Annotated in this window: 25 protein-coding genes, 1 tRNA gene and 3 pseudogenes; 15 read left to right on the top strand and 14 right to left on the bottom strand. The window is 71.1% G+C overall.

The features are described from left to right. Positions 1-78: 78 nt before the first annotated feature. Positions 79-600, bottom strand: a complete 522-nt coding sequence (locus ACY34K_RS29370; protein ID WP_462752474.1) for a hypothetical protein — start codon at positions 598-600, stop codon at positions 79-81. Between the two features lie 176 nt (positions 601-776). Here ACY34K_RS29370 and ACY34K_RS29365 point away from each other — a divergent pair, with 176 nt between their 5' ends. Next, positions 777-1202, top strand: a complete 426-nt coding sequence (locus ACY34K_RS29365; RefSeq protein ID WP_462752472.1) for a VOC family protein — start codon at positions 777-779, stop codon at positions 1200-1202. A gap of 16 nt (positions 1203-1218) precedes the next feature. Beyond that, on the top strand, positions 1219-1974 hold the full coding sequence (locus tag ACY34K_RS29360) for a hypothetical protein (protein WP_462752470.1): 756 nt from the start codon (positions 1219-1221) through the stop codon (positions 1972-1974). An 8-nt stretch (positions 1975-1982) separates the two neighbouring features. On the opposite strand, the gene ACY34K_RS29355 is transcribed toward ACY34K_RS29360, so the two are convergent. Next, a complete protein-coding gene (locus tag ACY34K_RS29355) occupies positions 1983-2894 on the bottom strand; it encodes a LysR family transcriptional regulator (protein ID WP_462752468.1) in 912 nt (303 codons plus the stop codon). A gap of 222 nt (positions 2895-3116) precedes the next feature. Between ACY34K_RS29355 and ACY34K_RS29350 the strand changes: the two are divergent. Together ACY34K_RS29350 and ACY34K_RS29345 are read left to right on the top strand one after the other, a co-directional pair. After that, a pseudogene (locus tag ACY34K_RS29350) lies at positions 3117-3380 on the top strand (DUF6817 domain-containing protein); the annotation flags it as partial. A gap of 267 nt (positions 3381-3647) precedes the next feature. Next, positions 3648-4571 carry a ketopantoate reductase family protein gene (locus tag ACY34K_RS29345; RefSeq protein WP_462752517.1) on the top strand — a complete coding sequence of 308 codons (924 nt, stop codon included), beginning with the start codon at positions 3648-3650 and terminating at the stop codon, positions 4569-4571. Between the two features lie 34 nt (positions 4572-4605). Here the strand turns inward: ACY34K_RS29345 and ACY34K_RS29340 are convergent, their stop codons facing one another. From ACY34K_RS29340 to ACY34K_RS29330, 3 genes are all read right to left on the bottom strand, one after another. Further along, positions 4606-4947, bottom strand: a complete 342-nt coding sequence (locus ACY34K_RS29340; protein ID WP_462752466.1) for a hypothetical protein — start codon at positions 4945-4947, stop codon at positions 4606-4608. Between the two features lie 84 nt (positions 4948-5031). After that, complete coding sequence (locus ACY34K_RS29335; RefSeq protein ID WP_462752464.1) at positions 5032-5316, bottom strand: antibiotic biosynthesis monooxygenase; 285 nt, start codon at positions 5314-5316, stop codon at positions 5032-5034. Positions 5317-5439: 123 nt separating this feature from the next. Further along, positions 5440-5595, bottom strand: a complete 156-nt coding sequence (locus tag ACY34K_RS29330; protein ID WP_462752462.1) for a hypothetical protein — start codon at positions 5593-5595, stop codon at positions 5440-5442. Between the two features lie 1028 nt (positions 5596-6623). Here ACY34K_RS29330 and ACY34K_RS29325 point away from each other — a divergent pair. The 4 genes from ACY34K_RS29325 to ACY34K_RS29310 all read left to right on the top strand — a co-directional run bounded on the left by ACY34K_RS29325 (position 6624) and on the right by ACY34K_RS29310 (position 10463). Next, on the top strand, positions 6624-7109 hold the full coding sequence (locus tag ACY34K_RS29325; RefSeq protein ID WP_462752460.1) for a hypothetical protein: 486 nt from the start codon (positions 6624-6626) through the stop codon (positions 7107-7109). Between the two features lie 137 nt (positions 7110-7246). Beyond that, entirely contained in the window at positions 7247-7906 is a 660-nt protein-coding gene (locus tag ACY34K_RS29320) for a DUF5819 family protein (protein ID WP_462752458.1), read from the top strand. 2 nt (positions 7907-7908) lie between these two features. Then, positions 7909-8901 carry an HTTM domain-containing protein gene (locus tag ACY34K_RS29315; RefSeq protein ID WP_462752456.1) on the top strand — a complete coding sequence of 331 codons (993 nt, stop codon included), beginning with the start codon at positions 7909-7911 and terminating at the stop codon, positions 8899-8901. A 23-nt stretch (positions 8902-8924) separates the two neighbouring features. Continuing rightward, positions 8925-10463, top strand: a complete 1539-nt coding sequence (locus ACY34K_RS29310) for a serine hydrolase domain-containing protein (protein WP_462752454.1) — start codon at positions 8925-8927, stop codon at positions 10461-10463. A 175-nt stretch (positions 10464-10638) separates the two neighbouring features. Here ACY34K_RS29310 and ACY34K_RS29305 read toward each other — a convergent pair. From ACY34K_RS29305 to ACY34K_RS29295, 3 genes and pseudogenes are all read right to left on the bottom strand, one after another. Then, positions 10639-11065 (bottom strand): annotated as a pseudogene (locus tag ACY34K_RS29305) (zinc-dependent alcohol dehydrogenase); the annotation flags it as partial. Continuing rightward, positions 11017-11175, bottom strand: a pseudogene (locus ACY34K_RS29300) (tautomerase family protein); the annotation flags it as partial. The pseudogenes ACY34K_RS29300 and ACY34K_RS29305, both read right to left, overlap by 49 nt. Positions 11176-11289: 114 nt before the next feature. Then, on the bottom strand, positions 11290-12399 hold the full coding sequence (locus tag ACY34K_RS29295; RefSeq protein ID WP_462752452.1) for a magnesium and cobalt transport protein CorA: 1110 nt from the start codon (positions 12397-12399) through the stop codon (positions 11290-11292). A gap of 163 nt (positions 12400-12562) precedes the next feature. On the opposite strand from ACY34K_RS29295, the gene ACY34K_RS29290 reads away from it, so the two are divergent. After that, entirely contained in the window at positions 12563-13684 is a 1122-nt protein-coding gene (locus tag ACY34K_RS29290) for a winged helix DNA-binding domain-containing protein (RefSeq protein WP_462752450.1), read from the top strand. A 283-nt stretch (positions 13685-13967) separates the two neighbouring features. Here the strand turns inward: ACY34K_RS29290 and ACY34K_RS29285 are convergent, their stop codons facing one another. Beyond that, on the bottom strand, positions 13968-14888 hold the full coding sequence (locus tag ACY34K_RS29285; protein ID WP_462752449.1) for a helix-turn-helix transcriptional regulator: 921 nt from the start codon (positions 14886-14888) through the stop codon (positions 13968-13970). A gap of 91 nt (positions 14889-14979) precedes the next feature. Here ACY34K_RS29285 and ACY34K_RS29280 point away from each other — a divergent pair, with 91 nt between their 5' ends. Together ACY34K_RS29280 and ACY34K_RS29275 are read left to right on the top strand one after the other, a co-directional pair. Continuing rightward, positions 14980-16656: an AMP-binding protein gene (locus tag ACY34K_RS29280; protein WP_462752447.1), complete on the top strand. Its 1677-nt coding sequence runs from the start codon at positions 14980-14982 to the stop codon at positions 16654-16656. After that, complete coding sequence (locus ACY34K_RS29275; RefSeq protein ID WP_462752445.1) at positions 16653-18323, top strand: AMP-binding protein; 1671 nt, start codon at positions 16653-16655, stop codon at positions 18321-18323. Before ACY34K_RS29280 ends, ACY34K_RS29275 begins: the two co-directional genes overlap by 4 nt. Positions 18324-18390: 67 nt before the next feature. Here ACY34K_RS29275 and ACY34K_RS29270 read toward each other — a convergent pair whose 3' ends face one another. Together ACY34K_RS29270 and ACY34K_RS29265 are read right to left on the bottom strand one after the other, a co-directional pair. After that, positions 18391-19017, bottom strand: a complete 627-nt coding sequence (locus ACY34K_RS29270; RefSeq protein ID WP_462752442.1) for a TIGR04222 domain-containing membrane protein — start codon at positions 19015-19017, stop codon at positions 18391-18393. Positions 19018-19288: 271 nt separating this feature from the next. After that, positions 19289-20053, bottom strand: coding sequence for a hypothetical protein (locus tag ACY34K_RS29265; RefSeq protein ID WP_462752441.1), 765 nt, complete (start codon positions 20051-20053; stop codon positions 19289-19291). Between the two features lie 230 nt (positions 20054-20283). Between ACY34K_RS29265 and gcl the strand changes: the two genes are divergently transcribed. Then, a complete protein-coding gene (gene gcl, locus ACY34K_RS29260; RefSeq protein WP_462752439.1) occupies positions 20284-22071 on the top strand; it encodes a glyoxylate carboligase in 1788 nt (595 codons plus the stop codon). 127 nt (positions 22072-22198) lie between these two features. Here the strand turns inward: gcl and ACY34K_RS29255 are convergent, their stop codons facing one another. After that, positions 22199-23095, bottom strand: coding sequence for a peptidoglycan recognition protein family protein (locus tag ACY34K_RS29255; protein WP_462752438.1), 897 nt, complete (start codon positions 23093-23095; stop codon positions 22199-22201). A 239-nt stretch (positions 23096-23334) separates the two neighbouring features. On the opposite strand from ACY34K_RS29255, the gene ACY34K_RS29250 reads away from it, so the two are divergent. The 3 genes from ACY34K_RS29250 (at position 23335) to ACY34K_RS29240 (ending at position 24613) form a co-directional block, all read left to right on the top strand. Continuing rightward, complete coding sequence (locus ACY34K_RS29250) at positions 23335-23838, top strand: FBP domain-containing protein (protein WP_462752436.1); 504 nt, start codon at positions 23335-23337, stop codon at positions 23836-23838. Positions 23839-23923: 85 nt separating this feature from the next. After that, a tRNA-Met gene (locus ACY34K_RS29245) sits at positions 23924-23998 on the top strand. Between the two features lie 66 nt (positions 23999-24064). Next, the gene (locus ACY34K_RS29240) at positions 24065-24613 is read left to right on the top strand and encodes a flavoprotein (protein WP_462752434.1); all 549 of its coding nucleotides are present in this window, start codon (positions 24065-24067) and stop codon (positions 24611-24613) included. 147 nt (positions 24614-24760) lie between these two features. On the opposite strand, the gene ACY34K_RS29235 is transcribed toward ACY34K_RS29240, so the two are convergent. Both ACY34K_RS29235 and ACY34K_RS29230 read right to left on the bottom strand, forming a co-directional pair. Continuing rightward, a complete protein-coding gene (locus ACY34K_RS29235) occupies positions 24761-25303 on the bottom strand; it encodes a GNAT family N-acetyltransferase (protein WP_462752432.1) in 543 nt (180 codons plus the stop codon). 64 nt (positions 25304-25367) lie between these two features. After that, the gene (locus ACY34K_RS29230) at positions 25368-25742 is read right to left on the bottom strand and encodes a VOC family protein (RefSeq protein ID WP_462752430.1); all 375 of its coding nucleotides are present in this window, start codon (positions 25740-25742) and stop codon (positions 25368-25370) included. Positions 25743-26363 lie beyond the last annotated feature (621 nt).

Genomic DNA, 26363 nt, shown 5'->3' with positions numbered 1-26363 from the left:
CGCCTCGTTCCCAGCGTACGCAACCGCTCCCGGCCCGTCGCGGACTCCGCCGGTGTGCGGCCCGCACCCGGCGGCCGGTCAGCAGGGGCCTCCCCGGTGGGCGATCTTGGCCAGCAGTTGTTTGTCGAGCACCAGCAGGGCGGTCAGGGCGTGCCGCGACGCGGCCCGCAGGGAGTCGGTGGCGGCCTCGTCCTCGGGGGCCGAGGCCTCCAGTTCGGACAGCGGCCGGCCGAAGCCACTGCACATCAGCGCCGCCGTGCGCAGCGCCTGGACCAGATCGGCGTCGAGTTCCTGGCCGCCGTCCGTGTCGATGAGGGCCGGTATCAGATGGCTGATGCGGAGCAGGCTGTGCAACTGCCGTACCAGCGGCGGCGCGTGGTCGCCGGGCGCGGCCGGGACACGCCAAGCGGCTTGTGCCGCCTGGATGTCCTGGTGCAGTTCCCGGGCGATCCGCACCTCGGCCTGGAGTGGCGGCCGCTCGCTGAGGGCCCAGGAGATGCCGGCGTCGGCGGCCGCGTCGTAGGCGGCCAACCGGCGCTGCACGAACGGGTCGGGCGGTGTACACGAGTCGGTGCCGGTGGGCAACGCGAAGTCGTCCATGGTGCGGACCGTACCGGCCCGCACCTCCCCGCGCACCGGTCCGTGCACAACAAATCAGCCACCCATGGCCGAGAGTCGGACCCCGGTGCGCCGAGGGGCCCGCCCACGACTGCCGCACCGGCGTTGCGGTCCGCCCCAGCTCTGCGAGGATTTACCCGTCACGAAAGGGGCATGTCATGGCTTCTCGTCTCAACCCGTACATCAGCTTCGACGGCAACGCGCGCCAGGCCATGGAGTTCTACCGGAGCGTCTTCGGCGGAAACCTCGACCTCAACACCTACGCCGACATCGGAGGCGGGGAAGGCGGCCCGCCTCCCGGCGCCGGCGACAAGATCATGCACGGCATGCTGGAGACGGACGACGGTTTCACGCTCATGGGTGCCGACACCCCGCCCGGGTCGGACCACAACCCCGGCAACAACATCGCGGTCAGCGTCAGCGGCGACGACGCCGGTGCCCTGCGCGGCTACTGGGAGCGCCTGTGCGACGGCGGCACCGTGACCGTGCCGCTGGAGACCCAGATGTGGGGCGACGAGTTCGGGATGTGCGTGGACAGGTTCGGCATCGCCTGGATGGTCAACATCTCCCAGGCCCGGCCCTGACCCCGGAGGAACCGTGATGCGGACACCCGGACGCCGCGGCGTCCCGCTCGCGGCCGTGGCGCTGCTCCTCGCGGGCACGACCGCCGGCTGTGGTGCCGACCGCGCGTCCGCCGGCCGTGCGGCACCCGCCGCGGCGCCCTCGCCGACGGGCACGGCCGTGAACCCGGCCGACTTCGTCACCCGGATCGACAACCCGTACATGCCGCTCGTCCCCGGCACCAGGTTCCGTTACGAAGGGACCACCGAGGACGGCGAGGAGGGCGTCGTCGTCGAGGTGACCCGCCGCACCAAGGAGATCCTCGGTGTGCGGACGACCGTCGTACGGGACACCGTCACCGAGAACGGCCAGGTCGTCGAGGACACCTACGACTGGTTCGCCCAGGACCGGCAGGGCAACGTCTGGTACTTCGGGGAGGACAGCAGGGAACTCGAGAACGGCAAGGTGGTCAGTACCGAGGGCTCCTGGGAGGCGGGCAAGGACGGAGCCGAGCCCGGAATCGCGATGAAGGCGAACCCCCAGGTGGGCGACACCTACCGGCAGGAGTACGACGAGGGGGTCGCGGAGGACCGGGGCGAGGTGCTGAGCACGACCGAGAAGGTCACCGTGCCCTACGGCTCCTTCACCGGTGTCCTCAAGACCGAGGACGACACCCCGCTCGAACCGGACGTGGCCGAGCACAAGTACTACGCCAAGGGCATCGGCCTCATCCGCGCGGAAACGGTCAAGGGCGGCACGGGCGAACTCGAACTCGTCGGCGTCGACAAGCCCTGACACATCCCTCAGTCTGCCGGCCGTGGCCGCCGCCCCGCGCAGTGCAGGCTGACGGTGTCGGCGAACGTGCGGGCCGGCGGGGTGAGGGCGTCCCAGCGGCGCACCGCCCAGCCCACCGCCAGCGCGGGCAGATCCGGGATGGGCACGAACGCCACGCTCCGGTCAGCAGCGGCGACGTAACCGCCCGGCGGTGACGGCACGACGGCCTGGCCCAGCCCCAGTTCGGCCAGCAGAACGGCGGTGTCCCAGTCGGCGACGCCGGTGTCGGAGTCGACCTGGATCCCCAACGCCGCCCACGCCGCGTCCAGATGGGCCCGCGAGGCGGAGTTCTCCGGCAGCCGGATGTGCCGGATCCCCGCGAGCTCGGCCGCCTCGACACGGTCCCGGCCGGCGAGCGGGTCGTCGGCCCGGACGGCCAGCACCCAGGGCAGTTCGACGACGGGACGCTGCTCGATGCCGCGCACCGGCTCGCCGATGGTGATCCACGCGAGATCGAGGTCGTTGGCGGCGAGCGCGTCGAAACAACTGCGGCTCGAACTCGCCGTCCGGAACTCCAGGCTCACGTCCGGGTAGCGCGTCCGGAAGGCCACGACGGCCTCCGCCATGAAATGCCGCACCGTCGTGCCGCCCGTCGTGACCCGGACCGAACCGGCCTCACCGCGCACCACGTCCTGCAAGCGGCGCAGTGCGAGATCGAGCCCGGCCATGCCGTCCGCGGCGGCCGCGTACAGGATGCGCCCCGCCGACGTGGGTACGACACCGCGCGGGCGGCGCTCCAGCAGCGTCACACCGGTCTCCCGCTCCAGCCGCTTCACATGCTGGCTCACCGCGGACTGGGTGCACGCGAGCTCCCGGGCGACGGCGCTCAGGCTCCCGGCCCTGCAGACCGCCACGAACACACGGAGATCGTCAAGTGTCATGAACCCCAAGGTAGCGCTTGGGTGTTGGCAAGGAAATCTGAGGATTGACTTGAATGCGGGCGTGATCGAAGATCACCCGCAGGGCCCCAGGGCGGCAACCCGCCCGCGTCTTCGCGAGGCGCGGGCGGGTGCCGACCCGCCGTGTGCCGAAAGGGAGACCAGCCCGTGTCCGAAGTGCCCGGCGCCACCGACGCCGAGACCCCCGTGATCACCGAGACCGCCATGCTCCCCGAGCCTGTCATGGCCACCGACTCCGACACCGACACCGACGCCACTGCCCGGGTCGTCGCGCTCCTGCGCGAACTCGGCGCGGAGGAACTCGACCACCCCGGGGGCACCCTGCTCGCGCATCTGCGGCGCGTACAGCAGCAGCTCGCCGCGTGGGGCGCCCGGCCGGCCCTGCGACTCGCCGGACTGAGCCACGCCTTCTACGGCACCGACGGCTTCCCCACCGCCCTGCTGCCCCTCGGCCGCCGCGACGAACTGGCGGCGGCGATCGGCGCCGAGGCCGAGGCCGTCGTCCATCTGTACGCGAGCCTCGACAGGACCACCGCCTACCCCGCGCTCGCCGACCCCGACGCGTCCTTCCGCGACCGGTTCACCGGCCGCGCCCTCACCCCCGGCCTGCGTGCGCGACGGGACATCGCCGAACTGACCGCAGCCAACGAACTCGACATCGCACGCGTCGACCCGGAGTTCAGGCGCACCTGCGGACCAGGCCTCCACGCGCTGTTCACCCGCCTCGGCCCGCTGCTGAGCCCGGCCGCCCGGCAGGACTGCTCCGGCGTCCTCGCCACTCCGCCCCGGACCGTGGCGGTCCTCGGCCCAGGAGGCGTCGGCGGCCTGCTCGCGGCCCTGCTGTCCCGGGCAGGACACCGGGTGATCTGCGTCGCGGGCGACGCGACCGCCCGGGCCCTGCGCCGGGACGGCATCCGCGTGCGCAGTGCCCAGTTCGGTGACTTCACCGCCCGGGTCGAGGCGGACACCGAGCTCCGCGAGCCGGTCGACGTGTGTCTCGTCACCGTGAAGCACACCGCCCTCCCCACGGCGCTGGAGCGCGTGCCACCCGGCGTCCTGGGCGACGCGCTCGTGGTGCCACTGCTCAACGGCATCGAGCACCCCGACGCGCTGCGCGAACGCTATGGCTCCCAGCGGGTCGCACCGGGCGTCATCCGGGTGGAGTCGACCCGCGTCGCGCCGGGAGTCGTCGAGCACGCCGGCCCGTTCACCGAGATCGACCTGGCCGGCCCGCCGGACCGGCTCGCCCCGCTGGTAGCGATGTTCGCCGCGGCCGGTGTGCGGGCCCGGGCCGCCGGGGACGAGACCGCGCTGCTGTGGGCCAAGCTCGTCTTCCTCGCCCCCTTCGCGCTGCTCACCACCCGGTACCGCCTCACCATCGGCGAGGTGCGGGCCGGACGGCGGGACGAACTGCGCGCGCTCGCCGCGGAGACGGCGGCGGTCGCCACGGCCTGCGGCGCCCCCACCGAACCCGCCGGTGTACTCGCGATGTTCGACGCGTTCCCGCCCGCCGCCAAGTCGTCCATGCAGCGCGACGCGGAGGCCGCCCGCCCGCTGGAACTGGACGCGATCGGCGGCGCGCTCCTCCGCGCGGCGGCCCGTCACGACGTCCCGGTACCCGTGGCGACCAGGCTGGTGGGCGAACTGGTCACCGGCTGACGGCGGCCCGAAGTCCACCGGCCCCGGAATGCGTTCAGCGGGGCGGCCACCGGAGCGGCCGGCCGGGGTCGACCGCGAGCGGTCGCACCATCTGATCGGGCACCCGGCGCGCCGCCGCCGGGAGCCGCCCCCCGAAGGCGCTGGCCGGAGGGCCGGCCCTGAACCACACGGCGTCGTGCTCGTCGACGGGCGTCCGTACCAGCGGGGACCACGGCCGCAGCCGCGCGTGCCGCGGCCCCGTGCCGCGCAGCCCGCGCGCCGCCAGGACCTCCTCGATCCATCCGAGGGCGGCCGTCCGCCACGCCTCCGACTCCCAGGGTGTCACGACGCGTTCGTAGCGCCCACGGTCCACGGTCCGCGACTGGTCACGTCGCATCCGCACATCCCAGCGGTCGGCCCTGCTGGCCCTCCGCCGTTTTCCCCGCGCGGCCGGGGCGTGCCGCGAGGCGGGTGGGCCGGGTCAGGCGGCCACGAGCCGGACGATCTCACGGGGACGTGACTCGCGTTCGTCGTAGGCCACGTCGACATCGGCGTCCATCATCGCGGCCAGCGACGCGGCGAGGGCGTCCTCGGATTCCCACTGCACGATCGACACCACCGCTTCGCCGTCGCCGGACAGCCAGCAGTCGGCCGACAGGCACCCCGGTGTGCGCCGGAACTCCTCCGCGACTCGATGGACCCGGGAGATGAACTCCTCGCGGTGGGCGGGGTGCGGATAGTGGCTGGCCATCATGCCGACCTTCATGGTGCTCTCCTTTGCGTCGGGTCGCGGGAGAACGATCTCAATGCGAGCCCCATGCGCACATCGTCCGCCGGGAGGGCGCCGCGCCCGGAGTTCTCCGCCGTGCGGGGGAGGGCGATGTCGTGGTCAGTCGCGCTTCTTCGCCCGCGACCGGTGCTTTGCGGCCGTCACGAGTTCGGCGGTCGTCCCCGCCGCGAAGGCGAGAGCGGTGAGGGCGTAGCCGACCCGGAGCCAGAGCGGCCGGTCCGGGTCCGAGAACGTCAGGAACGTGAACCAGGCCACCCCCACAAGCCCACCGAGCCGCAGGGGAGCACGTGATGACCGGCGCTCTTCGGTACGGACTTCCGCCATGAATCTCTCCGCCTCAAGGTGTTCTCGTATCTGCGCCGCGTCTGTTGCGCGGGGCGACAGCGTCTGGGCCGCGAGGGGGCGACGAGCCCGCGTGGCCGAGTCGGCACAGCTCCGTCAGACGGCGTCCGAGTCGAGACCATACACGTGATCGGTCAGTGCTCCGTCGACCCGGTCTCGCGCCCCCACCTGCGGTGACCGCTCCTCAAGCGGGGTGCGCCGGGACCGACTTGGCGTGGCCGGGTGACGGAGCGCACAGCGGTCAACTGTTGATCACCGCGTGGGTGGCTGGGGTAACGTGCTGCAGGCGTCGCCAGACCAACGACGCTCTGCAAGCCGCAACGGGGAATTGTGCGCGCTGACCACGCGTACTCACGTACAGCCGAACACAAGGCTGCCCCCTGCCTTTGTGACAGGGAACGTTCAGTTGAACCACCAGTACATCCGCGTCGCCACGGCGACCGTTTCCGCCTGCCCGGCCCCGGCCGCGCGAGGCGCTTCCGCCCGTCCCGGGACGTTGGCCCAGTCCATTTGCTCAGTCGTGCCGTGGCGCTCCCCGGGAACGGCCGATCCGGCCGCCGGGGCGAGCGCTCCGAAGGACTCACGGTCGTCCGTGTTCGCCTGAGCCGGGGGCCTTCCGGCCGTCGCCCGGGTTCCGGGGGCCCCGGACCTCGCTGACCGGGTCCGGCACGCCGAACCGCTCCGCCTCGTGCGGCAGCACGAGCCGCCGATGTCATGACCCACACCGGACGCGCGGACCGCGCCACACCGGTGTCGTCGGCCCACGGGTCGCCGGCACCGGCACCGAGGGCCGGCGAGGTCTTCCGCTTTCATTCCGCCCCGGGGCCCGGAAAAGCGTTGTGTTTTCCGCTGCTCGCCGTTGATTTCATGAGCCTCTTCCGCCGTTTTCGCCGCGGGTGAGGTCCTTTCCGCATGCCTGAATACCGGCGGGAGCCGGCGTGATGCGCGTCTCAGAGTGCGGACTGGCGAAATCCCGACCGGCCTGTATCTTTCTATTCATCGCCCAGCAAGATGTGGGTGAAAAACTCTCACTGCGTTCACGGACCGCAGTGTCGAAGCATGGGGAAAATAGAATGAAGCGAACCAAGTCTTTTGTCGCGGCGGGTGTCGTCGCCGCCGTCGCCACCGTGGCCGTGGCCACGAACGCCTCGGCAAAGAATTCCGTCACTCCGGCCGAGGAGACGACTGCCGTCGCTTTCCAGGCCGCTGCGGCGGGCCCGGACCAGAAGGTGGCGGCCGCCCCCCGCGCGGCATGGGGCTCGATCATGAAGAAGGCCGCGGGCTCCTTCATCGGCAGCGCCGCTTACGAGGTTGCGACGGCGCACGCGAAGAAGAACTTCGGCAAGGCGCCGAAGGGCTACTTCATGCGGGGTGGAGCGCCCGTGACGAATGACGTCGAGATCGACCTCGACCGCGCGTTCGACTAATCGCGCAGGGCCGGTGCGGGGGTGCGTGAGCGCCCCCGCACCGGCGGCATTCAAAGACCTGAGGACGAACGGAATTGGAAGAAATGAGTGACCCCCGGCCTTTGCAGGCCTGGCGCGGATCGCGCCGAATACCCGTTGTGCTGGCCGGTGCGGGGATCTCTGCGGTACTGGCATTTCACTTCGTCATGACCGCGCTCTACAACACTCCATTCAATCCCGTCAAAAAAGATCTCGATGAAGTGGTCATCGGCTACATGTCGCCGCACTTCAGCCAGGACTGGCATCTCTTCGCCCCGGACCCGGTCGACACGGACTCGGGAATCCTCGTGCGTTCCAGGATCCGGGCCGAGGGGGGCGTCCGGGTCACCGAATGGGTCGATGTCACGACACCGCACGTCACCAAGGTCCACAGCCAGCGGATGTGGCCGTCCCGGGTCGACCGCCTGCCCACCGGAGTGAAGGCCCAGCTCGAATCGTGGCCCGACCCCCTGCTGCAGAAACTCCGTGACCAGAAGGACGGCGAGCAGCCGGGCGGTCCTGCCAAGGGCAAGCCGGACACGGCGGACCCGCCGCTCAGCTCGGCCGAGAAGAGCGCCTACGAGAACGCCACGCGCTTCGCCCGGGCCCTCGCGACCGCGGAGGCGCGAACCCGCTGGGGCAATGCGGTCGAGGAGATCCAGATACGCGTCGTCTCCAACGAGTACCCGCGCTTCTCGCAGCGGCACGTCCGCGAGGCCAAAGGGAAAGTCACCTACTACGACCTGGCTTGGATGAAGCCGGTGAAGGTCACCAAGTGATCATGAACCAGTTGAAAGCGGATATGTCATCGGCCGTGCAGTGGGCCCGAAATGCCTTCTACACGAGGCTGGACGAGTACTCCAGCACGCGCCGTGCGCTCATCGGAGCGGCCCTCACGCGCATCACGCTCGGATCGGTCGGGCTCTACTTCTATGTGCGGGACTACCTCGACCGCGGGTACCTCTGGGGCCCGGAAGGCGTCTGGCCGTGGCAGAACTTCGTCGACCCCGACCAGGGCGGCTCGTTCTCGCTGTACTCGCTCAGCAGGTCCGAGATCTGGTTCGAACTCGTCTTCCACGTGGGTATGCTCGCGGCCCTGTTGTTCGCCCTGGGCTGGCGTACCCGCGTCATGACGGTCGTCCACTACGTGTTCCTCTGGTCGCTGTACCAGAGGAACCCCATGCTGATGGACGGCGGTGACAACGTCACCTCCATCGTCCTGGTGTTCATGATCTTCGTGGATTCCGGTGCACGGCTCTCCCTGGACGCGAGGAAACGCGCCGAGGGGAAGTCACCCGCCGTGGACACCGAAGCCGTGCGCCACCGGATCGGATCGCTCCTCCACCACGCCGGACTCCTCGCCGTCACCCTCCAGGTCTGCACCGTCTACCTGGTGTCGGGCATGTACAAGGTGCAGGGCCAGCACTGGCAGGACGGGACGGCGCTCTACTACATCCTCCGGGTCAACGAGTTCGGCTGGCCCGGCGTGAACGACATCCTCTACGAGAACGCCTTCCTGGTGGTCCTCATGACCTACGGAACGGTCTTCTTCCAACTGGCTTTCACATTCCTCCTGCTCAACCGCTCCCTGCGGCCCTTCGCGGTCGCCGGCGGCGTGCTGCTGCACCTGGGGATCGCGGTCCACATGGCCGGCCTCATCACCTTCTCACTGACCATGATCGGTATCGAGCTCCTGATCATGGGGGACGACCACTATCGCCGTATCCGGGCGTTCTTCCGGCGGTACCGGAAAGTGCGCTCGGCGACGACCTGAGCCGGCATCAAGGAGAGGCAAGCATGCTCGGCCCCCTCTGGGCCCGCGGCACGAGGTGCCCGGAGCCGAAGCGCAGGGCACGGCGCGTGGCTCTGGCCCTGTGCCTGGTGGCGATGACAGTCACCACCTGGTTCACCTGCCTCCCCCAGCCGCCCCGGCTGGGCAAGGCCACGACGGGGGACCCGGTGCTGGCCGCGCGGGTGCGCGCGGCCGTGGGCGACACCGAGGGATTCCGGGGCCTTTCGGTCGCGTTCGTGGACCACGGCCGCACGACCTATGCCGGTCTGGGCGACTCCGGCAATCGCGAGCACCCGACGGTCGACCGCACCACGGTGTTCGAGGTGGGGTCGATCGGGAAGCCCATGACGGGCATGCTCCTCTCCTCGCTGGCGGACCAGGGCCGGCTGAACATCCGTAAGCCGCTGGGGGAGTTGCTCCCGCGGACGACGTTCTCCGACCCCGCGCTGGCATCCACGACGCTGACGGACCTGCTCACGCACCGTTCCGGTCTCGGCCCGATGCCCGCGGGCCCGGGCACCGGCCTCAGGGATCTGGAACTGCGCCTGCTCGGCCGCGATCCCTACCACGGCTTCACCGAGCGGGACGTCTTCTCCGCCGCGGCCAACGCCTCCCTCGGCACACCGGGCACCTACGTGTACTCCAACCTGGGCGTGGCCCTGGCGGGACAGACCGCCGCGCGGGCGGTCGGAGCACCGTACGAGAAGCTGCTCGAAGAGGAGATCTTCGACGCTCTCGGAATGAAGAACACCGGTATCGTCCACGGAGCCGACGACATCCCCCGCAACAGTGCCGACGGTATGAAGGGCACCGGCCCCGCCATGGATCACTGGACGGCGTCGGGGTTCACGCCCGCGGGCGACGTCTGGTCGACAAGCGCCGACCTCGCTCTCTTCCTCCGCGCCGTCAGCGCCGGAACCGCCCCCGGGGCGGCGCAAGCCACCCGCCCGCTGCACGCCATCGGGCCGACGGACCATGTCGGACTGGGCTGGAACATCAGCCGGGCCGAGGGCCGCGATGTGCTCTGGCACGACGGAGAGACCGGTGGCTTCACTTCGTTCATCGGCCTGGACCGCAGCACGGGCCGGGGAGTGGTCGTCCTGTCGAACACCGACACATCGGTGGACGCCGTCGGAAGGCGTCTCCTGGGGCTCGACGAGCCTGCGGGAGGCCAGCCGTACGGCACCTGGAAAGGCCCGCTGACCGTGGGCTTCAGCCTGTGTGCCGGCCTCCCGGCCCTGTGGTCGGCGACGCGGCGGCGACCCGACCGGCCCTGGCGGACACCCCTGGCCGTCGACGCGCTCTTCGGGATCGGCATGCTCGCACTGACCTGGCGCCTCGGTGCCTGGCTGGCGGTCCCCCCGGAGACATGGGGTCTGGGACTCCTCCTGCTGACCGCCGCGCTGTGGCTGTCCTCGTTCCCCCCGCGCCACCCGGGGAGCGGAACCGGTGCCACGGTGAAGCCGGAACGATTCACCCGGCTCATCCGCTTCGTGGCCGGTCGCGTCGCCGTGCTGGTGGCGGCGGTGGCGACGCTGATGTGAGCGAACAACCCGCTCTGCCACCGCGTCGAAGTCCATGCCGTGGATGGTCCCCGCCGGCGTGGGCGCGAACACGATGGCCGCCCGCACGAGATCCTCTTGAAGTCGTCGCCCTCAACGCGCCGACTTGCACGGATCGCTGGGGGAGGCGGGCGGACCTGTGGGTCTGCTCGCCTCCGGGTTCGAGCGTGTCGGCGGTGCGGGCGCCGAAGCTGTGGGCGGGCGTGCGGTGTTCGGGGTCGTGGTCGACGTAGAGGACGTCGGAGGCGCCGAGGGCGCGGGCGATGTCGCACACGTACAGCCCGACGCTGCCCCGGGCCACGATGAGAACGCGGGCGCCGGGACGGGCCTTGAGGTGGGGTGCGACCAGGCGCCAGGACAGGGACCAGTTCTCGCCCGCGGAAGCCATGGCGACGGGGTCGAGGCCGGCGGGCAGGGGGCACCAGCATGGCGTCGGCGTACGGGACGCGCACCGGGTCCGAGAAGAGGCCGCCCCGACTGCCGCCGATCGGAGCTCCGTACATGGCCATGTGCGGGACCGATCCGCAGTGTGCGGTCAGTCCGGCGCGGCAGTGGTCGCAGGTGCCGCAGCTGATGGACCAGGGCCGCCCGCGCCCCAGGTGCCGTCCGGCTGCTCGTGGACGAGTACCCAGACCCGAAGCGCGTCGTCGGGGGCGAGGCCGGCGGCGGACAGGACCGTCTTCGTCGCCTCCTCCTTCCTGCTGATGCATCGTCATGACCGGCCGGACGGTGAGCGGTGCGCGCCGGCCACGCCTTCGTGCACGGGGATGCGCTGATGCCAGGTCGATCAGGAGTCGGGGGTGATCTGCTACAGCCAGTCCCGCTTCTTGAAGATCACATACAGGCTCGTACACACCACTGCCATCAGCAGGATCGCGAAGGGGTAGCCGCCTGCCCACTTCAGTTCGGGCATGTCCTCGAAGTTCATCCCGTAGATGGTTCCCACCAGTGTCGGCGCGAACAGGATCGCCGCCCACGACGAGATCTTCTTGATCTCCTCGTTCTGCTCGAAACCCGCCTCCGCCAGGGCCCGCATCTCCGCGTTCTGCTGCTGGGTCACCAGCGTCGCGTTGACCGTGAGGATCTCGGCGAGGGCCTGGCGGAACCCGTCCACGCGTTCGCTGATGTGCGTGACGTGGTCCGCGACATCACGGAGGTAGCGCTGGAGTTCCTCGTCCGTGCCGTACTTGGCGAAGCCGGCCATCAGGGAGTGGAGGATGCCCACCAGGGGGCGCGTGGCGCGCTGGAACTCGACCATTTCGCGGGAGAGTTCGTAGATGCGGCGCGAGACCGCCGGGTCGCCGCGGAAGACCTCGGTCTCGATCTCGTCGATGTCGTTCTGCACCCCGGCGACGACGGGGGCGTACCCGTCGACGACCGCGTCCAGGATCGCGTACAGCACCGCCTCCGGTCCGAGAGCGAGGAGTTCGGGGGTCTCTTCCATGCGGCGGCGGACCGCCGAGAGGTCCGGAGCGTCGCCGTGGCGGACCGTGATCAGGAAGTCCGGGCCGATGAAGACGTGGAGTTCGCCGAAGTCGACCTCCTCCTGTGCGTCGAGGTAGCGGGCCGCGCGCAGGACCACGAAGAGCGTGTCGCCGTACCGCTCCAGCTTGGGGCGCTGGTGGGCCTCCATCGCGTCCTCGACGGCCAGTTCGTGGAGGTCGAACTCGGCGGCCAGGCTGAGCAGTTCGGCCCCGGACGGACGGTGGAGGCCGATCCAGGCCATGCCTTCCCGCTCGTCGCGCAGCCGGCGGAACGTCTCCGCGAGCGTGGCGGGGGAGGACACCTTGTGGCCGTCGCGGTAGAGGGACGCCTGGACCACGCTGACATGGTCGCCGGGCAGGGCCGGGGGAGCCTGCGGGGTGTCGTCCGGAGCGGTCTTGCGGCGCCAGTTGTGCCGCTTCGAGGGCAGGCTCATCGGCGTCCACCTCCCGTGCCGCGGCGTCGGTGCCGTCCGCCGGTGCCGCGGTCCGTGCCGTCCGTCCGTGCGGGCAGGATATACGCCCCGGTTTGCCCGGGCATGGCGTGCGCAGCGCCCTTGCGGACAGAAGGTGTCCGCAAGTCGGAGTAGCGTGCCGGACATGGCCTCCAAGACGACCCAACCCGTCCTCTCCACCCGCGCCCTCAACCGTGCCACGCTGGAGCGGCAGCTCCTGCTGCGGCGCACCCCGCTGTCCGCGCGGTACGCGGTCGAACACCTGGTCGGCCTCCAGGCGCAGAACACCAAACCGCCGTACTACGCCCTCGCCGCCCGCCTCGAAGACTTCCGCCCCGAGGAGCTGTCCGGGCTGATGGAGGCCCGCGAAGTGGCCCGGATCGTCACCATGCGCTCCACCATCCACACGCACACCGCGGACGACGTGCTCACCCTGCGTCCCCTCGTCCAGGCCGCCCGCGACCGCGAGGTGAGGCTGTTCCGCAAGGGACTCGTCGGCGTCGACCTGGAGCGGCTGGCCGCCCTCGCCCGGGACCTCGTGGAGGAGCGGCCGCGTACGCCGAAAGAGATCCGGGAGACGCTGCTGAACGAGTGGCCTCAAGCCGACCCGCTCGCCCTGACCGTCGCCGCCCGCTGCCTCCTCCCGCTGGTCCAGGTCACCCCGCGCGGCCTGTGGGGGCGCAGCGGCCAGGTCACCCTCACCACGGCCGAGGCCTGGCTGGGCCGGAGCGCACGGCCGACGGACACCCCCGACGCGACCGTACGGCGCTATCTCGCCGCCTTCGGCCCCGCATCGGTCAAGGACATGCAGACCTGGTCCGGTCTCACGAGGCTGCGCGAGGCGTTCGAGCGACTCCGGCCGGAACTGCTCACCTTCCGGGACGAGAACGGTGCGGAACTCTTCGACCTCCCCGACGCGCCCCGGCCCGACGCGGACACCCCCGCACCACCGCGCTTCCTGCCCGAGTTCGACAACCTGCTGCTCTCGCACGCCGACCGCACACGCGTCGTGCCGAAGGAGTACAAGGACCGCACCTGGAAGGGCAACCAGGCGTACTGCACTTTCCTGGTCGACGGCTTCCTCGCCGGGATCTGGCGGCTCGACGAGACCAGGGAGGGGACGGCCACCCTCACCGTGCAGCCCTTCGACGGTCAGAGGCTGACCCGTCAGGACCGCGCCGCCCTGACGGAGGAGGCCGAGCGGACACTGGTCTCGATGACCAACACGACGGCGTACGACGTGCGGTTCGGCGTCTTCTCCGGGTGAGCACGACGGGGCGAACGGGGCCGGGTCGGCGCACGACGGGGCGAGCGGGGCCGGGTCGGCGCGCGGCGGGATGAGTGCGGCCGGGTGGCGCAGCGGCGGGGAGAGTGCTTCGGATTCCTGTGACAGCAGAGCGTTCGTCGCAGGCTGGGGCCCCAGACCCCGCCCGGACAGCCGCAGCCTGCGGGCCGGGTGGCGCGCGACGAGTGAGCGCGGGCGGGTCTGGCGCGCACCGGGCCCGGCGCGCACTCGCTGCGATCGTGCCGGTGCGGTCGCGCCGGCACGGTCACGGCAGCAGCCCCGCACGCCGCGCGGCGACCACCGCCTCCAGACGGCTGTGCGCCCCCAGCTTGCGCATGGCCGAGCGCAGATAGCCCTTCACCGTCTCCGGCCGCACCCCCATCCGTTCGGCGGCCGCGGCGTTCGTCGCCCCCGCGGAGACCGCGGCCAGTACGTCGAGTTCGCGCGGCGCCAGCGAGACGACGGGGGCCGTTCGTCCAACCTCGCCCGGCACCGGCGCGGACGCCGCCGCGATACGGCCGCACACCGCCAGCAACTCCTCGCGCAGCGCCGGGTCCGGAATCCGAGGTGCCAGCGCCCGCAGCTCGCCGTGCGCCTCCCGAACCGTCTCCCACGCGGCCGGCCCCACGCCGGGCTCCCCGCCGGGCTTCGCGCGCAACGCCCCGCCCGGCCCGGAGCCGACTGCCGGGCCCTGTCCGGTGCCGTGCTCCCGGACCCCCAGGGCGCCCAGCAGCCGCCGCGCCTCGTCCCGCACCACCAGCGCCTGCTCCACGTCCCGCGCCGCGGCCACCGCCGCGTCGAAGACCCGGTCACCGAGGGGCAGCGGCCGGCGCAGCGCCCCGTACAGCACCGCCCGCACCCGGCGCCGTACCACCACGGGCACCGCCAGCACCGATCGCAGCCCCTCCGCCGACACCGGCCCGTCGTACTCGTGGCTGATGTGGCGCGCCGTGCGGTAGTCGGTCACCGCACACGGCCGCGACAGGGCGATGGACTTGCCGCCCAGGCCGCTCCCGGCGCTGATCGCAAGACCGCGCAACACCTCCGAGAGCGTGCCGTCCAGCTCGGCGATGCGCATCTGCCGCGGATCGCCGAGCAGCCCGCCGAACGCCACGTCGAGCCCGGTGGTGCGGCGCAGGCGCACCAGCGCGCTCCTCAACTCCGCCGCTTCACTCCACTCGGGCAACGCATCGCTCCTTCACCCCCGTCCGGGGGTAGTGAGACCTGGGTCACCGATTACACGATGGCGGTGACCGGTCCCGCAATGAGGAGGACACATGTCGGAACGCGGCGCCACGGAGAGGTTCCGGGCCGCCCGGGACTTCCTGCTGCAGCACCGGGAGGACTACGAGACGGCCTACGAGGGCTTCGCCTGGCCCCGGCTCGACCGGTTCAACTGGGCGCTGGACTGGTTCGACGTCATCGCCGAGGGCAACGGGGCGACCGCCCTGCACATCGTGGAGGAGGACGGCTCCGAGACCCGGGTCAGCTTCGCGGACATGCGTACCCGCTCCGACCGGGTGGCCAACTGGCTGCGTGGTCTCGGTGTCCGGCCCGGTGACCGCATCGTCGTCATGCTCGGCAACCAGGTCGAACTGTGGGAGACCGCGCTCGCCGCGATGAAGCTGCGCGCCGTCGTCATCCCCGCGACACCGCTGCTCGGCCCCGCCGACCTCGCCGACCGGATCGAGCGCGGCCGGGCCCGCCATGTGATCGTACGGGCCGAGGACACCTCCAAGTTCGACGCCGTGCCGGGTGACTACACGCCGATCGCCGTCGGTGCCCGCGTGCCGCACTGGATCGCCTACGAGGACGCCCACGGGGCCTGCGAGCCGTTCGTGCCCACCGACGACACCCACGCCGACGACACCCTGATGCTGTACTTCACCTCCGGCACCACAGCCCGCCCCAAGCTCGTCGAGCACACCCATGTCTCCTACCCGGTCGGCCACTTGGCGACGATGTACTGGATCGGGCTGCGCCCCGGCGACGTCCACCTCAACATCTCCTCGCCCGGCTGGGCCAAGCACGCCTGGTCCAACCTCTTCGCCCCCTGGAACGCCGAGGCGACCGTCTTCATCCACAACTACACGCGGTTCGACGCCGCCCGCCTCATGGCCGAGATGGACCGCAACGGCGTCACCAGCTTCTGCGCGCCGCCGACCGTCTGGCGGATGCTGATCCAGGCGGACCTGAGCGCACTGCGCACACCGCCGAGGGAAGCCGTCGCGGCGGGCGAGCCGCTGAACCCCGAGGTCATCGAGACGGTGCGGCGCGCGTGGGGCGTGACCGTCCGGGACGGATTCGGGCAGACCGAGACGGCCGTCCAGGTCTCCAACAGCCCCGGGCAGCTGCTCAAGGCCGGTTCCATGGGCCGGCCGAGCCCCGGCTTCACGGTCGAGCTGCTGGACCCGGTGACGGGAAAGCCCGGCGCGGCCGAGGGGGAGATCGCGCTCGACCTGTCCGCCGAACCGGTGGGCGTGATGACCGGATACCACGGCGACCCGGAGCGCACGGCCGAGGCGATGGCCGACGGCTACTACCGCACGGGCGACATCGGCGCCCGGGACGCGGAGGGCTATCTGACGTACATCGGGCGGAGCGACGACGTCTTCAAGGCGTCCGACTACAAGATCTCCCCGTTCGAGCTGGAGAGCGCGCTGCTGGAGCACGAGGCCGTCGCCGAGGCGGCGGTCGTACCCGCGCCCGACCCGGTGCGGCTCGCGGTCCCGAAGGCGTACATCGTGCTGGCCGACGGCTGGGAGCCCGGGCCGGAGACGGCGAAACTGCTGTTCGCACACTCGCGCGCCGTCCTCGCCCCGTACAAACGCGTGCGGCGGATCGAGTTCGCCGAGCTGCCGAAGACCGTCTCCGGCAAGATCCGCAGAATCGAGCTGCGGGAACACACGGCGGCCGGGTCGGCCGCCGAATACCACGAGGGGGACTTGCGATGATCTCGGAACAGCACGGCGGCCCGGCGACGGCCCACGCGCCCGGGCTCTCCTACACGCACGGCACGGACACCACACCGCTGCTCGGCGACACCATCGGCCGCAACCTGGACCGGGCCGTCGCGGCGCACCCCGACCGCGAGGCGCTGGTCGACCTGGCCGGCGGCGGACGCTGGACGTACGCCGAGTTCGGTGCCGCGGTCGACCAGCTGGCGCGCGGGCTGCTCGGCTCGGGCGTCGCCAAGGGCGACCGCGTCGGCATCTGGGCCGTCAACTGCGCCGAGTGGGTGCTGATCCAGTACGCCACCGCCCGCATCGGGGCCGTCCTGGTCAACATCAACCCCGCCTACCGGGCCCACGAGCTCGCCTACGTCCTGAACCAGGCCGGGGTCAGCGTGCTGGTGGCCTCCCAGACCCACAAGACCAGCGACTACCGGGCCATGGTCGACTCGGTGCGTGCGGACTCCCCGCGGCTGCGGGCCGTCCACTACATCGAGGACGGTTCGTGGGACCCGCTCCTGGACGCAGCGAGGACCGTCGGCGACGACGAACTGGCCGCCCGCGAAGCGCAGTTGTCCTGCGACGACCCGATCAACATCCAGTACACCTCCGGCACCACCGGCTTCCCCAAGGGAGCCACTCTCTCCCACCACAACATCCTCAACAACGGTTACTTCGTGGGGGAGATGCTCGGCTACACCGAGCAGGACCGCATCTGTCTGCCGGTCCCCTTCTACCACTGCTTCGGCATGGTCATGGGAAACCTCGCGGCCACCTCGCACGGCGCCTGCATCGTGATTCCCGCCCCTTCCTTCGAGCCGGCCGCCACCCTGCGCGCCGTCGAGGAGGAGCGCTGCACCTCCCTGTACGGCGTACCGACGATGTTCATCGCCGAGCTGAACCTCCCCGCCTTCGCGTCCTACGATCTCTCCTCCCTCCGCACCGGGATCATGGCCGGATCGCCCTGCCCGGTGGAGGTGATGAAACGCGTCGTCACCGAGATGCACATGGCGGAGGTGTCGATCTGCTACGGCATGACGGAGACCTCCCCGGTCTCCACCCAGACCCGCCGCGACGACGACCTGGAGCGGCGCACGGGCACGGTCGGCCGGGTCATGCCGCACGTCGAGGTGAAGGTGATCGATCCGGCCACCGGTGTCACCCTGCCGCGTGGCGAGGCGGGCGAGCTGTGCACCCGCGGCTACAGCGTGATGCTGGGGTACTGGGACGAGCCCGAGCAGACCGCCGAGGCGATCGACGCCGGCCGCTGGATGCACACCGGTGACCTCGCGCTGATCCGCGAGGACGGGTACGTCCAGATCGTCGGCCGCATCAAGGACATGATCATCCGGGGTGGCGAGAACGTCTATCCGCGGGAGATCGAGGAGTTCCTCCACGGCCACCCCAAGGTCGCCGACGTCCAGGTGGTGGGCGTCCCGGACGAGCGGTACGGCGAGGAGATCCTCGCCTGTGTCATCCCCCGTGACCCGGCCGACCCGCCGACCCTGGAGGAGATCACCGCGTACTGCCGCGAACGGCTCGCGCACTACAAGATCCCGCGCGGGGTGGAGGTCCTGGACGCCTTTCCGATGACCGTCACCGGCAAGGTCCGCAAGGTCGAGCTGCGCGACACCTACGCGGGCACGGAGAGTTCCGCCGGACGTCCCTGACGGTCGCCGACGGGCCTCGGCCGGGCGCCGTCGCCGCCGGGTCGACGACGCGTGCGGCGGGCACCGGTCAGGGGCCGCTCCAGTCGCCGTCGAGTTCCCGCGCCGCCGTGTCCGCCACCCGGCCGGGACCGCCTCCACCGCCCGCCAGCAGGCCGCCGTTCCGGGCGAAGTGCGGGACCAGCAGCTTCAGCGCCTCGTCGCCGTGCAGTGCCACCAGCATGAGGACCTGCTCGGGTCGGCAGACCCGGCGCGAGGCCGGCAGCGGGTGCCGGGCGCGCAGCGAGGCCAGCAGGCGGCGTGCGGCGCGGGTCCGCCGCGGTGCCCCCGGTACGGCGGACCGCAGCACCCGCGCCGGCCCCCACCGCCCGGCCGGTCGCACCATCCCGATCAGCGTCAGGTCCTCCTGTACGGAGTCGGCCGCCCGCCGGACCGCCGGCCGGGCCGCCAGCGCCCGCACTCCCAGCGGGCGGTGCAGCGACCGGTGGGTGGCCAGCTGGAGCGGATCGAGGGTGTCGCGGACCGGCCCGTCCCGCCGTACGGTCCCCGCCCGGCCCGCGTCCACGGCCCCCACCAGGTGCAGCGCGACCAGCGCCACCGTGACGGCCGCGCGCCGGCCGCCACGCAGGAATGCCACCTCCTGCGGCGTCAGCTCCGGTGCCCCGTACGGGCCGGTCCACCCGATGTCAGCCGGCATCCCACCCACCTCCCCCTTCGGATGTTCCCGGCGAAGGTGGTCGTTCAAGCCGTAACTGTCTCATTCAGAGCTTGATTTGAGGTTGTCGGTGTGGATTGCCCGGCGTGGGCGGCGCCCGGCGCGCCCGGTGCCGCGCGCCGCGCCGGGAGGGGCCCGGGCACCGCACGCCGAGGCGCCGGGCGGCGCGCCGAAAGGAGTCCGGCACCGCACGCCGAGGGGCCGGGCGCGGAGGCGTCAGGCGCGGCGGGGGCGGGCGCCGGGTGCGGAGGGGTCAGGCGCCGCGCGCGACGAGTTCGTCGGCCGGGCTGTTCACCGGTTGCGGACTGCCCGTGAGGTCCATGACGAACAGCGGCAGGCCCAGCTGGTCGGCGCGGGCACGCGCCCTCTCCTCGTACCCGGCGAGGGAGAAGAAGACGCTCACGGCGGGTGTCGTCAGACCGTGGAGCCACAGACACTCGACGGCCCGCAGGGACACCGGCCGGGTCGTCGGGTCCACCTGGGCGATCAGGCCGGGACCGCGCAGGTCGATGCCGGACGAGGAGCGCTCCTCGGGCCGTACCAGGTCCCGGAAGCCCAGCCAGCGCAGATAGAGGGCGGCCGCGGTGACCGCGTCACGGGTTGTGCGGATGGTCACCGGGTTGAAGGAGGGGCGTGGCGCGGCGGCGGTCGGCGGCGGCGGGAGGTGAGCCGGTGCGCGGACGGTCGACACACCCGTCGTCGCGGCCGTGGTCCCCGGAGAAGGCCCCGAGCCACCGGCCGGGGGAGCGGAGGCGGTCACCGGCTTGACCGGAATGCGCAGCACCGTCCCGCACGGGCAGCCGAGCTCCGGCTGGGGCCACTGGTCCTGGCGGCCGCACGCCCGGCACAGGACGGTGACCCACTCCTCGTTCCAGGTGCGATGGGTGATCGGTTCGGCCGGGGCGCCCCTGACCAGGGGTGGGGCGACCGGTGCGCCGCACGCGCACGGGAAGACCGGCGGTGTGTAGGCGTGCGCGCGGCGGCAGGCCGGGCAGCGGACCGGCGCGTTCTCTCCCATCGAGGGCCCCCTTCGTTCCGTGACCCATCGTCCACCAAGCGCGAGCACTTGGGGAGGGAGTTCGGCCATCCCTTGACGGCGCCAGCCAGGGACTTTAGATTGTTTCCGTATAGTAGAACAAAACTTCCACATCCCGGAAAGTTCCGGGGTCGCAGTATCCGCAGCACGGATCGAAGCTCTCAGGTGGCGCGACAGAGCCCGGATCCGCCAGGCCGAGCAGGAGCACTCCCATGCCTCGTATGACCGCCGCCGCAGCGGCCGTTGAGATCCTCAAGCGCGAAGGCGTCACCAACGCGTTCGGTGTGCCCGGCGCGGCGATCAACCCCTTCTACCGGGAGCTCAAGAACGTCGGCGGCATCAGCCACACCCTCGCCCGCCACGTCGAGGGCGCCTCGCACATGGCCGAGGGCTACACCCGCGCCAAGGCGGGCAACATCGGTGTCTGCATCGGCACCTCCGGCCCCGCCGGCACCGACATGATCACCGGCCTGTACTCCGCGATCGCCGACTCGATCCCGATCCTCTGCATCACCGGCCAGGCGCCGGTCTCGAAGCTCCACAAGGAGGACTTCCAGGCCGTCGACATCGCCCAGATCGCCAAGCCCGTCACCAAGGCCGCGACGACCGTCCTGGAGGCCGCGCAGGTCCCCGGCGTCTTCCAGCAGGCCTTCCACCTGATGCGTTCCGGCCGCCCCGGCCCGGTCCTCATCGACCTGCCGATCGACGTCCAGCTCACCGAGATCGAGTTCGACCCGGAGACCTACGAGCCGCTGCCGGTCTACAAGCCGTCCGCGACCCGCGCCCAGGCCGAGAAGGCCCTGAACCTCCTCCTGGAGTCCGAGCGTCCGCTGATCGTCGCCGGCGGCGGCATCATCAACGCCGACGCCACCGACCTGCTGGTCGAGTTCGCCGAACTGACCAACGTCCCGGTCATCTCCACCCTCATGGGCTGGGGCACCATCCCGGACGACCACGAGCTCGCCGCCGGCATGGTCGGCGTCCAGACGGCGCACCGCTACGGCAACGCGACGTTCCTCGAGTCGGACTTCGTCCTCGGCATCGGCAACCGCTGGGCCAACCGCCACACGGGCTACAACCTCGACGCGTACACCAAGGGCCGCACCTTCGTCCACGTCGACATCGAGCCCACCCAGCTCGGCAAGATCTTCGCCCCCGACTACGGCATCGCCTCCGACGCCAAGGTCGCGCTGGAACTCTTCGTCCAGATCGCGAAGGAGTGGAAGGCCGCCGGCAAGCTGCCGGACTTCTCCGCCTGGGCCGCCTCCACGCAGGAGCGCAAAGCCACCCTGCAGCGCCGCACGCACTTCGACAACATCCCGATGAAGCCGCAGCGCGTCTACGAGGAGATGAACAAGGCCTTCGGCCCGGAGACCCGTTACGTCACCACCATCGGTCTCTCGCAGATCGCGGCCGCGCAGTTCCTGCACGTCTACAAGCCGCGCCACTGGATCAACTGCGGCCAGGCCGGCCCGCTCGGCTGGACCATCCCGGCCGCCATCGGTGCCGCCACCGCCGACCCGGAGACCCCGGTCGTCGCCCTCTCCGGCGACTACGACTTCCAGTTCATGATCGAGGAGCTGGCGGTCGCCGCCCAGCACAAGGTCCCCTACGTCCACGTCCTGGTGAACAACGCCTACCTGGGCCTGATCCGGCAGGCGCAGGGCGGCCTCGGCATCAACTTCGAGGTCAACCTCGAGTTCGAGAACATCAACACGCCGGAGATCGGCGTCTACGGCGTCGACCACGTCAAGGTCGCCGAGGGCCTCGGTGTCAAGGCGATCCGGGTCGAGGACCCCAACAAGCTCGGCGAGGCGCTCGAAGAGGCCAAGAAGCTGGCCGTCGAGTACCGGGTCCCGGTCGTCGTCGAGGCCATCCTGGAGCGTGTCACCAACATCGCCATGAGCAAGACGGTCGACATGAGCGACGTCACCGAGTTCGAGGAGCTCGCGACCGAGCCCGCCCACGCGCCGACCGCCATCAAGACCCTCAAGGTCTGACGCGGGTCACGGCCGCCGGGTACGGGACACCCGTACCCGGCAGGGCCGGGCACACAGAGGAGGGGCGGTCCACCGGAAGGGTGGGCCGCCCCTCGGCGTGCTCCGCGCCGCCGTGTCGCCGCCCGGATCAGGCGGCCCAGCGCAGTGCCCGCAGCACGCGGTGGTCGACCCGCGCCGCCCGGTCGGCGATGATCTCCACCCGAAGGACCTCCCCGGAGTCCAGGACGCCGTTGCGGGTGACCGCGACGTTCAGCAACCCGTCCGCGCCGATCTGACCACAGTCGATGGGCAGATCCAGGGACCGGTGCTTGGTGCTCAGCCGGTAGTCCTGGAAGCGCATCGTGACGCGCGTACCGGCCTGGCCCTTGACCGTGGCGTACGCGGTGACGGAGTAGCTGCACGGCCCCTGGAGCAGCGCGGCGTCGTTCGCCATCGCCAGCTGTTTGTACTTGCCCGCCTCCAGGGCGGGGCCGCCCGCGCTGGACTCGTTGATCACTGTCGGCATGGGGTCCTCCTGTGACTGACCACTGGCCCGGGCCACGATCCCCGGGAAGACGACGTTCTTGAACTGCCGGACCCGTGCGTCACCGGGACACGCCGTACCGGAGACCGCCCAGGCGGAGTGCAGCCGGTGGTACCCGTAACCGGGGTCCGAAGCCGTCCGGCACACGCGCAGGGGGATGCCGTGCCGCTGGTGCAGCCACACCCCGAGCCGGATCAGCTTTTCCACCTGCTGATCGGTCCACGGGTCGGTGTGCTTGAGATTGGAAGCCGTCTCGATCGACACCGCACCCGTTCCGTCGGGACGCCGGTTCGCCTGGTAGTTGGCGTCGGCACGGGTCTCGGTTCCGATGTACTGGGCGAGATCACCCGCGTACCCGAGTCCGAAATGACTTTCCAGATTGGATGAATCGCGCCAGTATTCGTACATTCTGCGTGCCGTCCACGGAGCGGCGATGCTGTGAAGGATGAACTGTGTGGGACGGATCGCCGGCTGGGCGTCCGACTCTGGCTGTAACTCCATGCGTGTCGCGCCCGGATACCACGCCATGGGTTCCCCTCTCAGGGCTCTTACCGGTGTTACGGGTTGTTGTGATACCCACCGTGTTCAATCATCACCCCTGCGTAGTCGCACTCGCCGGGGTGAACCGCCCCATAAACAGGAGCCCCCAGTCTGGCGAAATTCGATCGGTGCGAGAGGGGCGCACAGAGGCGCGTTAATTGAGGTGCGGGCATTTCCGGCCGGGCATAGGGTCGATGTCCGTGGAACCGCTCAGTGAGAAACAGATCCGCTCATCCTTCGTGAACTGCACCAAAGGAGAGGCGGCGCGGCTCCGGCTGCCGCTCGACTTCGCCGAACTACCCTGGGAAGACCTGGACTTCCTCGGCTGGGTGGACCCGGGAGCGCCGCTGCGAGCCCATCTCGTACTGCCGCGGCCGCAGGGCCCCCTCGGGATCTCCCTGCGGGTGCCCTCCACCGCCCGTACCAGCGCGGTCAAGTCCAGCCTCTGCCAAATCTGCCTGACCGGCCACGCCTCCTCCGGGGTCACCCTGTTCGCCGCGCGCCTGGCCGGCGCCCGCGGCCGCGAGGGCAACACGGTCGGCAGCTACATCTGCGCGGACCTCGCCTGCCCCCTCTACGTACGCGGCAAGCGCCGGCCCAAGCTGCGCTCCGGACGCCACGAGGAAACCCTGACGCTGCACGAGCGCCTGGCCCGCATGTCGGCCAACCTCGACGCGTTCGCGGCCAAGGTCACCGCGGGCTGAGGCGGGGGAGGCGGGCCGAGGCGGAGCGGGCTCGGCCGACTATCCGCGTCGTGGCCCCGCCTCTGGCCTACGATGCCGAACCGGCGAGGTCGTAGCGCAGAGGTCGTCGCGCCCGGGCCCATAACTCGGGAGGACGCCGGTTCGAATCCGGCCGATCTCGCCCACGCCGTCCGAACCGCCCCCCACTCCCGGCCGGGAGGGGGTGACGTCGTGTGATCATGAAGCAATGACGAGGAACCTGTATCTGTTCTGCTCGGCCGCGCCGCCGGTCTTCGACGTCGCCAAGGTGATCGAGGACGCCCAGGCCCGTGGATGGGACGTGTGCCTCGGCCTGACCCCCACCGCGGCCCGATGGCTCCAGCCCTCCCTCGACGGCCTCGCCGTCCTCACCGGCCACCCCGTGCGCTTCGAATACGGCCTGCCCGGCGAGCCGGAGACATGGCCCGCGGCGGACGTGATCCTTTTCGCCCCGGCCACGTTCAACTCCATCAACGAGTGGGCGCTCGGCCTGACGGGCAAGTTTGTCGTGGGCCTGGCCGCCGAAGCCCTCGGACACCGCACCCCCACGGTCGCCGTGCCCTGCCTCACCGCCCCGCTCGCGGCGCACCCGGCCTTCGACCGCTCCCTGGAAACGCTCAGGACGGCGGGCGTGAAGATCCTCCACGGCGTCACCGCCCCGGCCCCGGCCCCGGTCCCGGCCTACGAGACCGGATACGCGTGGTCCCTGGCCCTGGACGCCGCGGATACGGCGGTTCGTGAACGCGCGCAGGTGTAGCCCCCGAGCCGCTTTCACGGACCGACCCGGGGCGGACACCCCGTGCGGCCGAGCTCGGCGTACTCGTCGTGAGCCTGGCACGTCGTCGGCCCAGCCTCGGCCGTCCCTGTCGGCTCCACGCCCCCGCCCTCAGGTGTCGCGCGGCGACTAGCGCTTCGAGTCCGGCTCCCAGTCCTTGACGAGGAGCCCGAGCAGCACCTCGTCGAGGAACTCGCCCAGTACCCAGGCCGAGGAGCGCAGCACGCCCTCGCGGACGAAGCCGTTGCGCTCGGCGGAGCGCAGCATCGCGGTGTTGTCCGCCAGCGTCTCGATCTGCAGCCGCTGCAGGCCGCGCACGACGAATCCGTAGTGGCACAGCACCGCGACCACGTCGGTGCCGTAGCCCTTGCCGCGCGCGGACGGAAGCAACCCCAGCCCGATGTGGGCGGACCTGTTGTGGTTGTCGATGTCCCACAGCGTCGCGGTTCCGAGCAGCGTGCCGCCACCCAGTTCCACCACGGAGAACTGGACGCGCCCCTGCTCCTCCTCGTCGACCACGAGCCTGGGGTCGTTCGAACCGGGCGTGACGGGCCGCCACGGCCCCCCTTCGGCCCGGGACGAGTTGACCACGTCGTCGTAGAGCTCGGCCCGCAGGACCGGTATGTCGTCCTCGTGCCGGGCCCTCAGCCCGACCTTGTCGCCCCTCAGCATGCGGGCTTCCTATCCGACCGGACCTGGCCGCGGCAAACGAAATAGGAGTGGCTGAGGGCGCGACTCAGTGGAGGCAGAGGCAGAAGGGATGGCCGGCCGGGTCCGCGTAGACCCGCCAGTTGGCCTCCGGGCGGAGCTGGTCCGTCCGCTCCAGCACGGTGGCACCGAGGGCGAGCGCCCGCTTCTCCTCCCCGTCGAGGTCGTCCACGTCGAAGTCCAGATGGAGCTGTTGCGGGCGTTCCTGGCCGGGCCATTCGGGCGGCCGGTAGCCGTCCACCCGCTGGCAGGCCAGCGGCGTACCCTCGAACCCGTGCACTTCGACCCAGTCGGCATCGTCCGGGTCCGCGACCACCCGGCCGCCGAGCAGTTCCGCGTAGAACTCGGCGAGCCGTACCGGATCGGCACAGTCCAGTGCGACCGCCTGCAGCTTTCGAATCACTTCCGACACTCCCGTCTCTCGTACGGGAGGGGCGTACCCACCACAACGGCGGACATGCGCGGCGGCACGCCGGACGGCGCCGTACCCGCTGCTGTCCGTGGTCTCGGCGTGCCACCTCTTCACGCCCGGCAGCCGGGTGCTCGCGTACAAAGCGAATCCCAAGGTGAGCAGCTCATGCGGTGCCCGTGTCGCGGTCCGGTGCGCGGTTGCCGCAGGCAGTCAGCGGTGGGGGCGCGCAGGGAGAGCTGCAACGCCCCCACCTGGGGCAGGGCGTTGTGGCACTCGCGGCCTGCCTGGGGGAGGTGATGCCGCAAGTGCCGCTAGGGGGTGTCCCTCGCTCTGGTCACGCCCCCGGGCAAGGACGGGCGGCCCTCCGAACCGGGGGCAGCGTCCGGGGTGGCAGGGGCAGAGCAGAGCGATGACCGGCCCGCTGACCGTGAGCGGCCTCCCGAGGCCGGGCGGGCCGGCCGGGGTCTCATGTGGCGCGGGGGGTGAGTTGTCCCTTGTGTGTGGCTCCGCCGCAGTGCTCGCAGGAGATGACGACGGTGCCTTCGTAGATGAGTGCGACGGTGTGGGTGCTGCGGCATTCTCGGCAGGGGGCACCGCGGAGCTGTCCTTGTG

The organism is Streptomyces sp. STAM6 (genome assembly GCF_054963715.1).
This window is presented reverse-complemented; position numbering and strand designations above follow the sequence as displayed.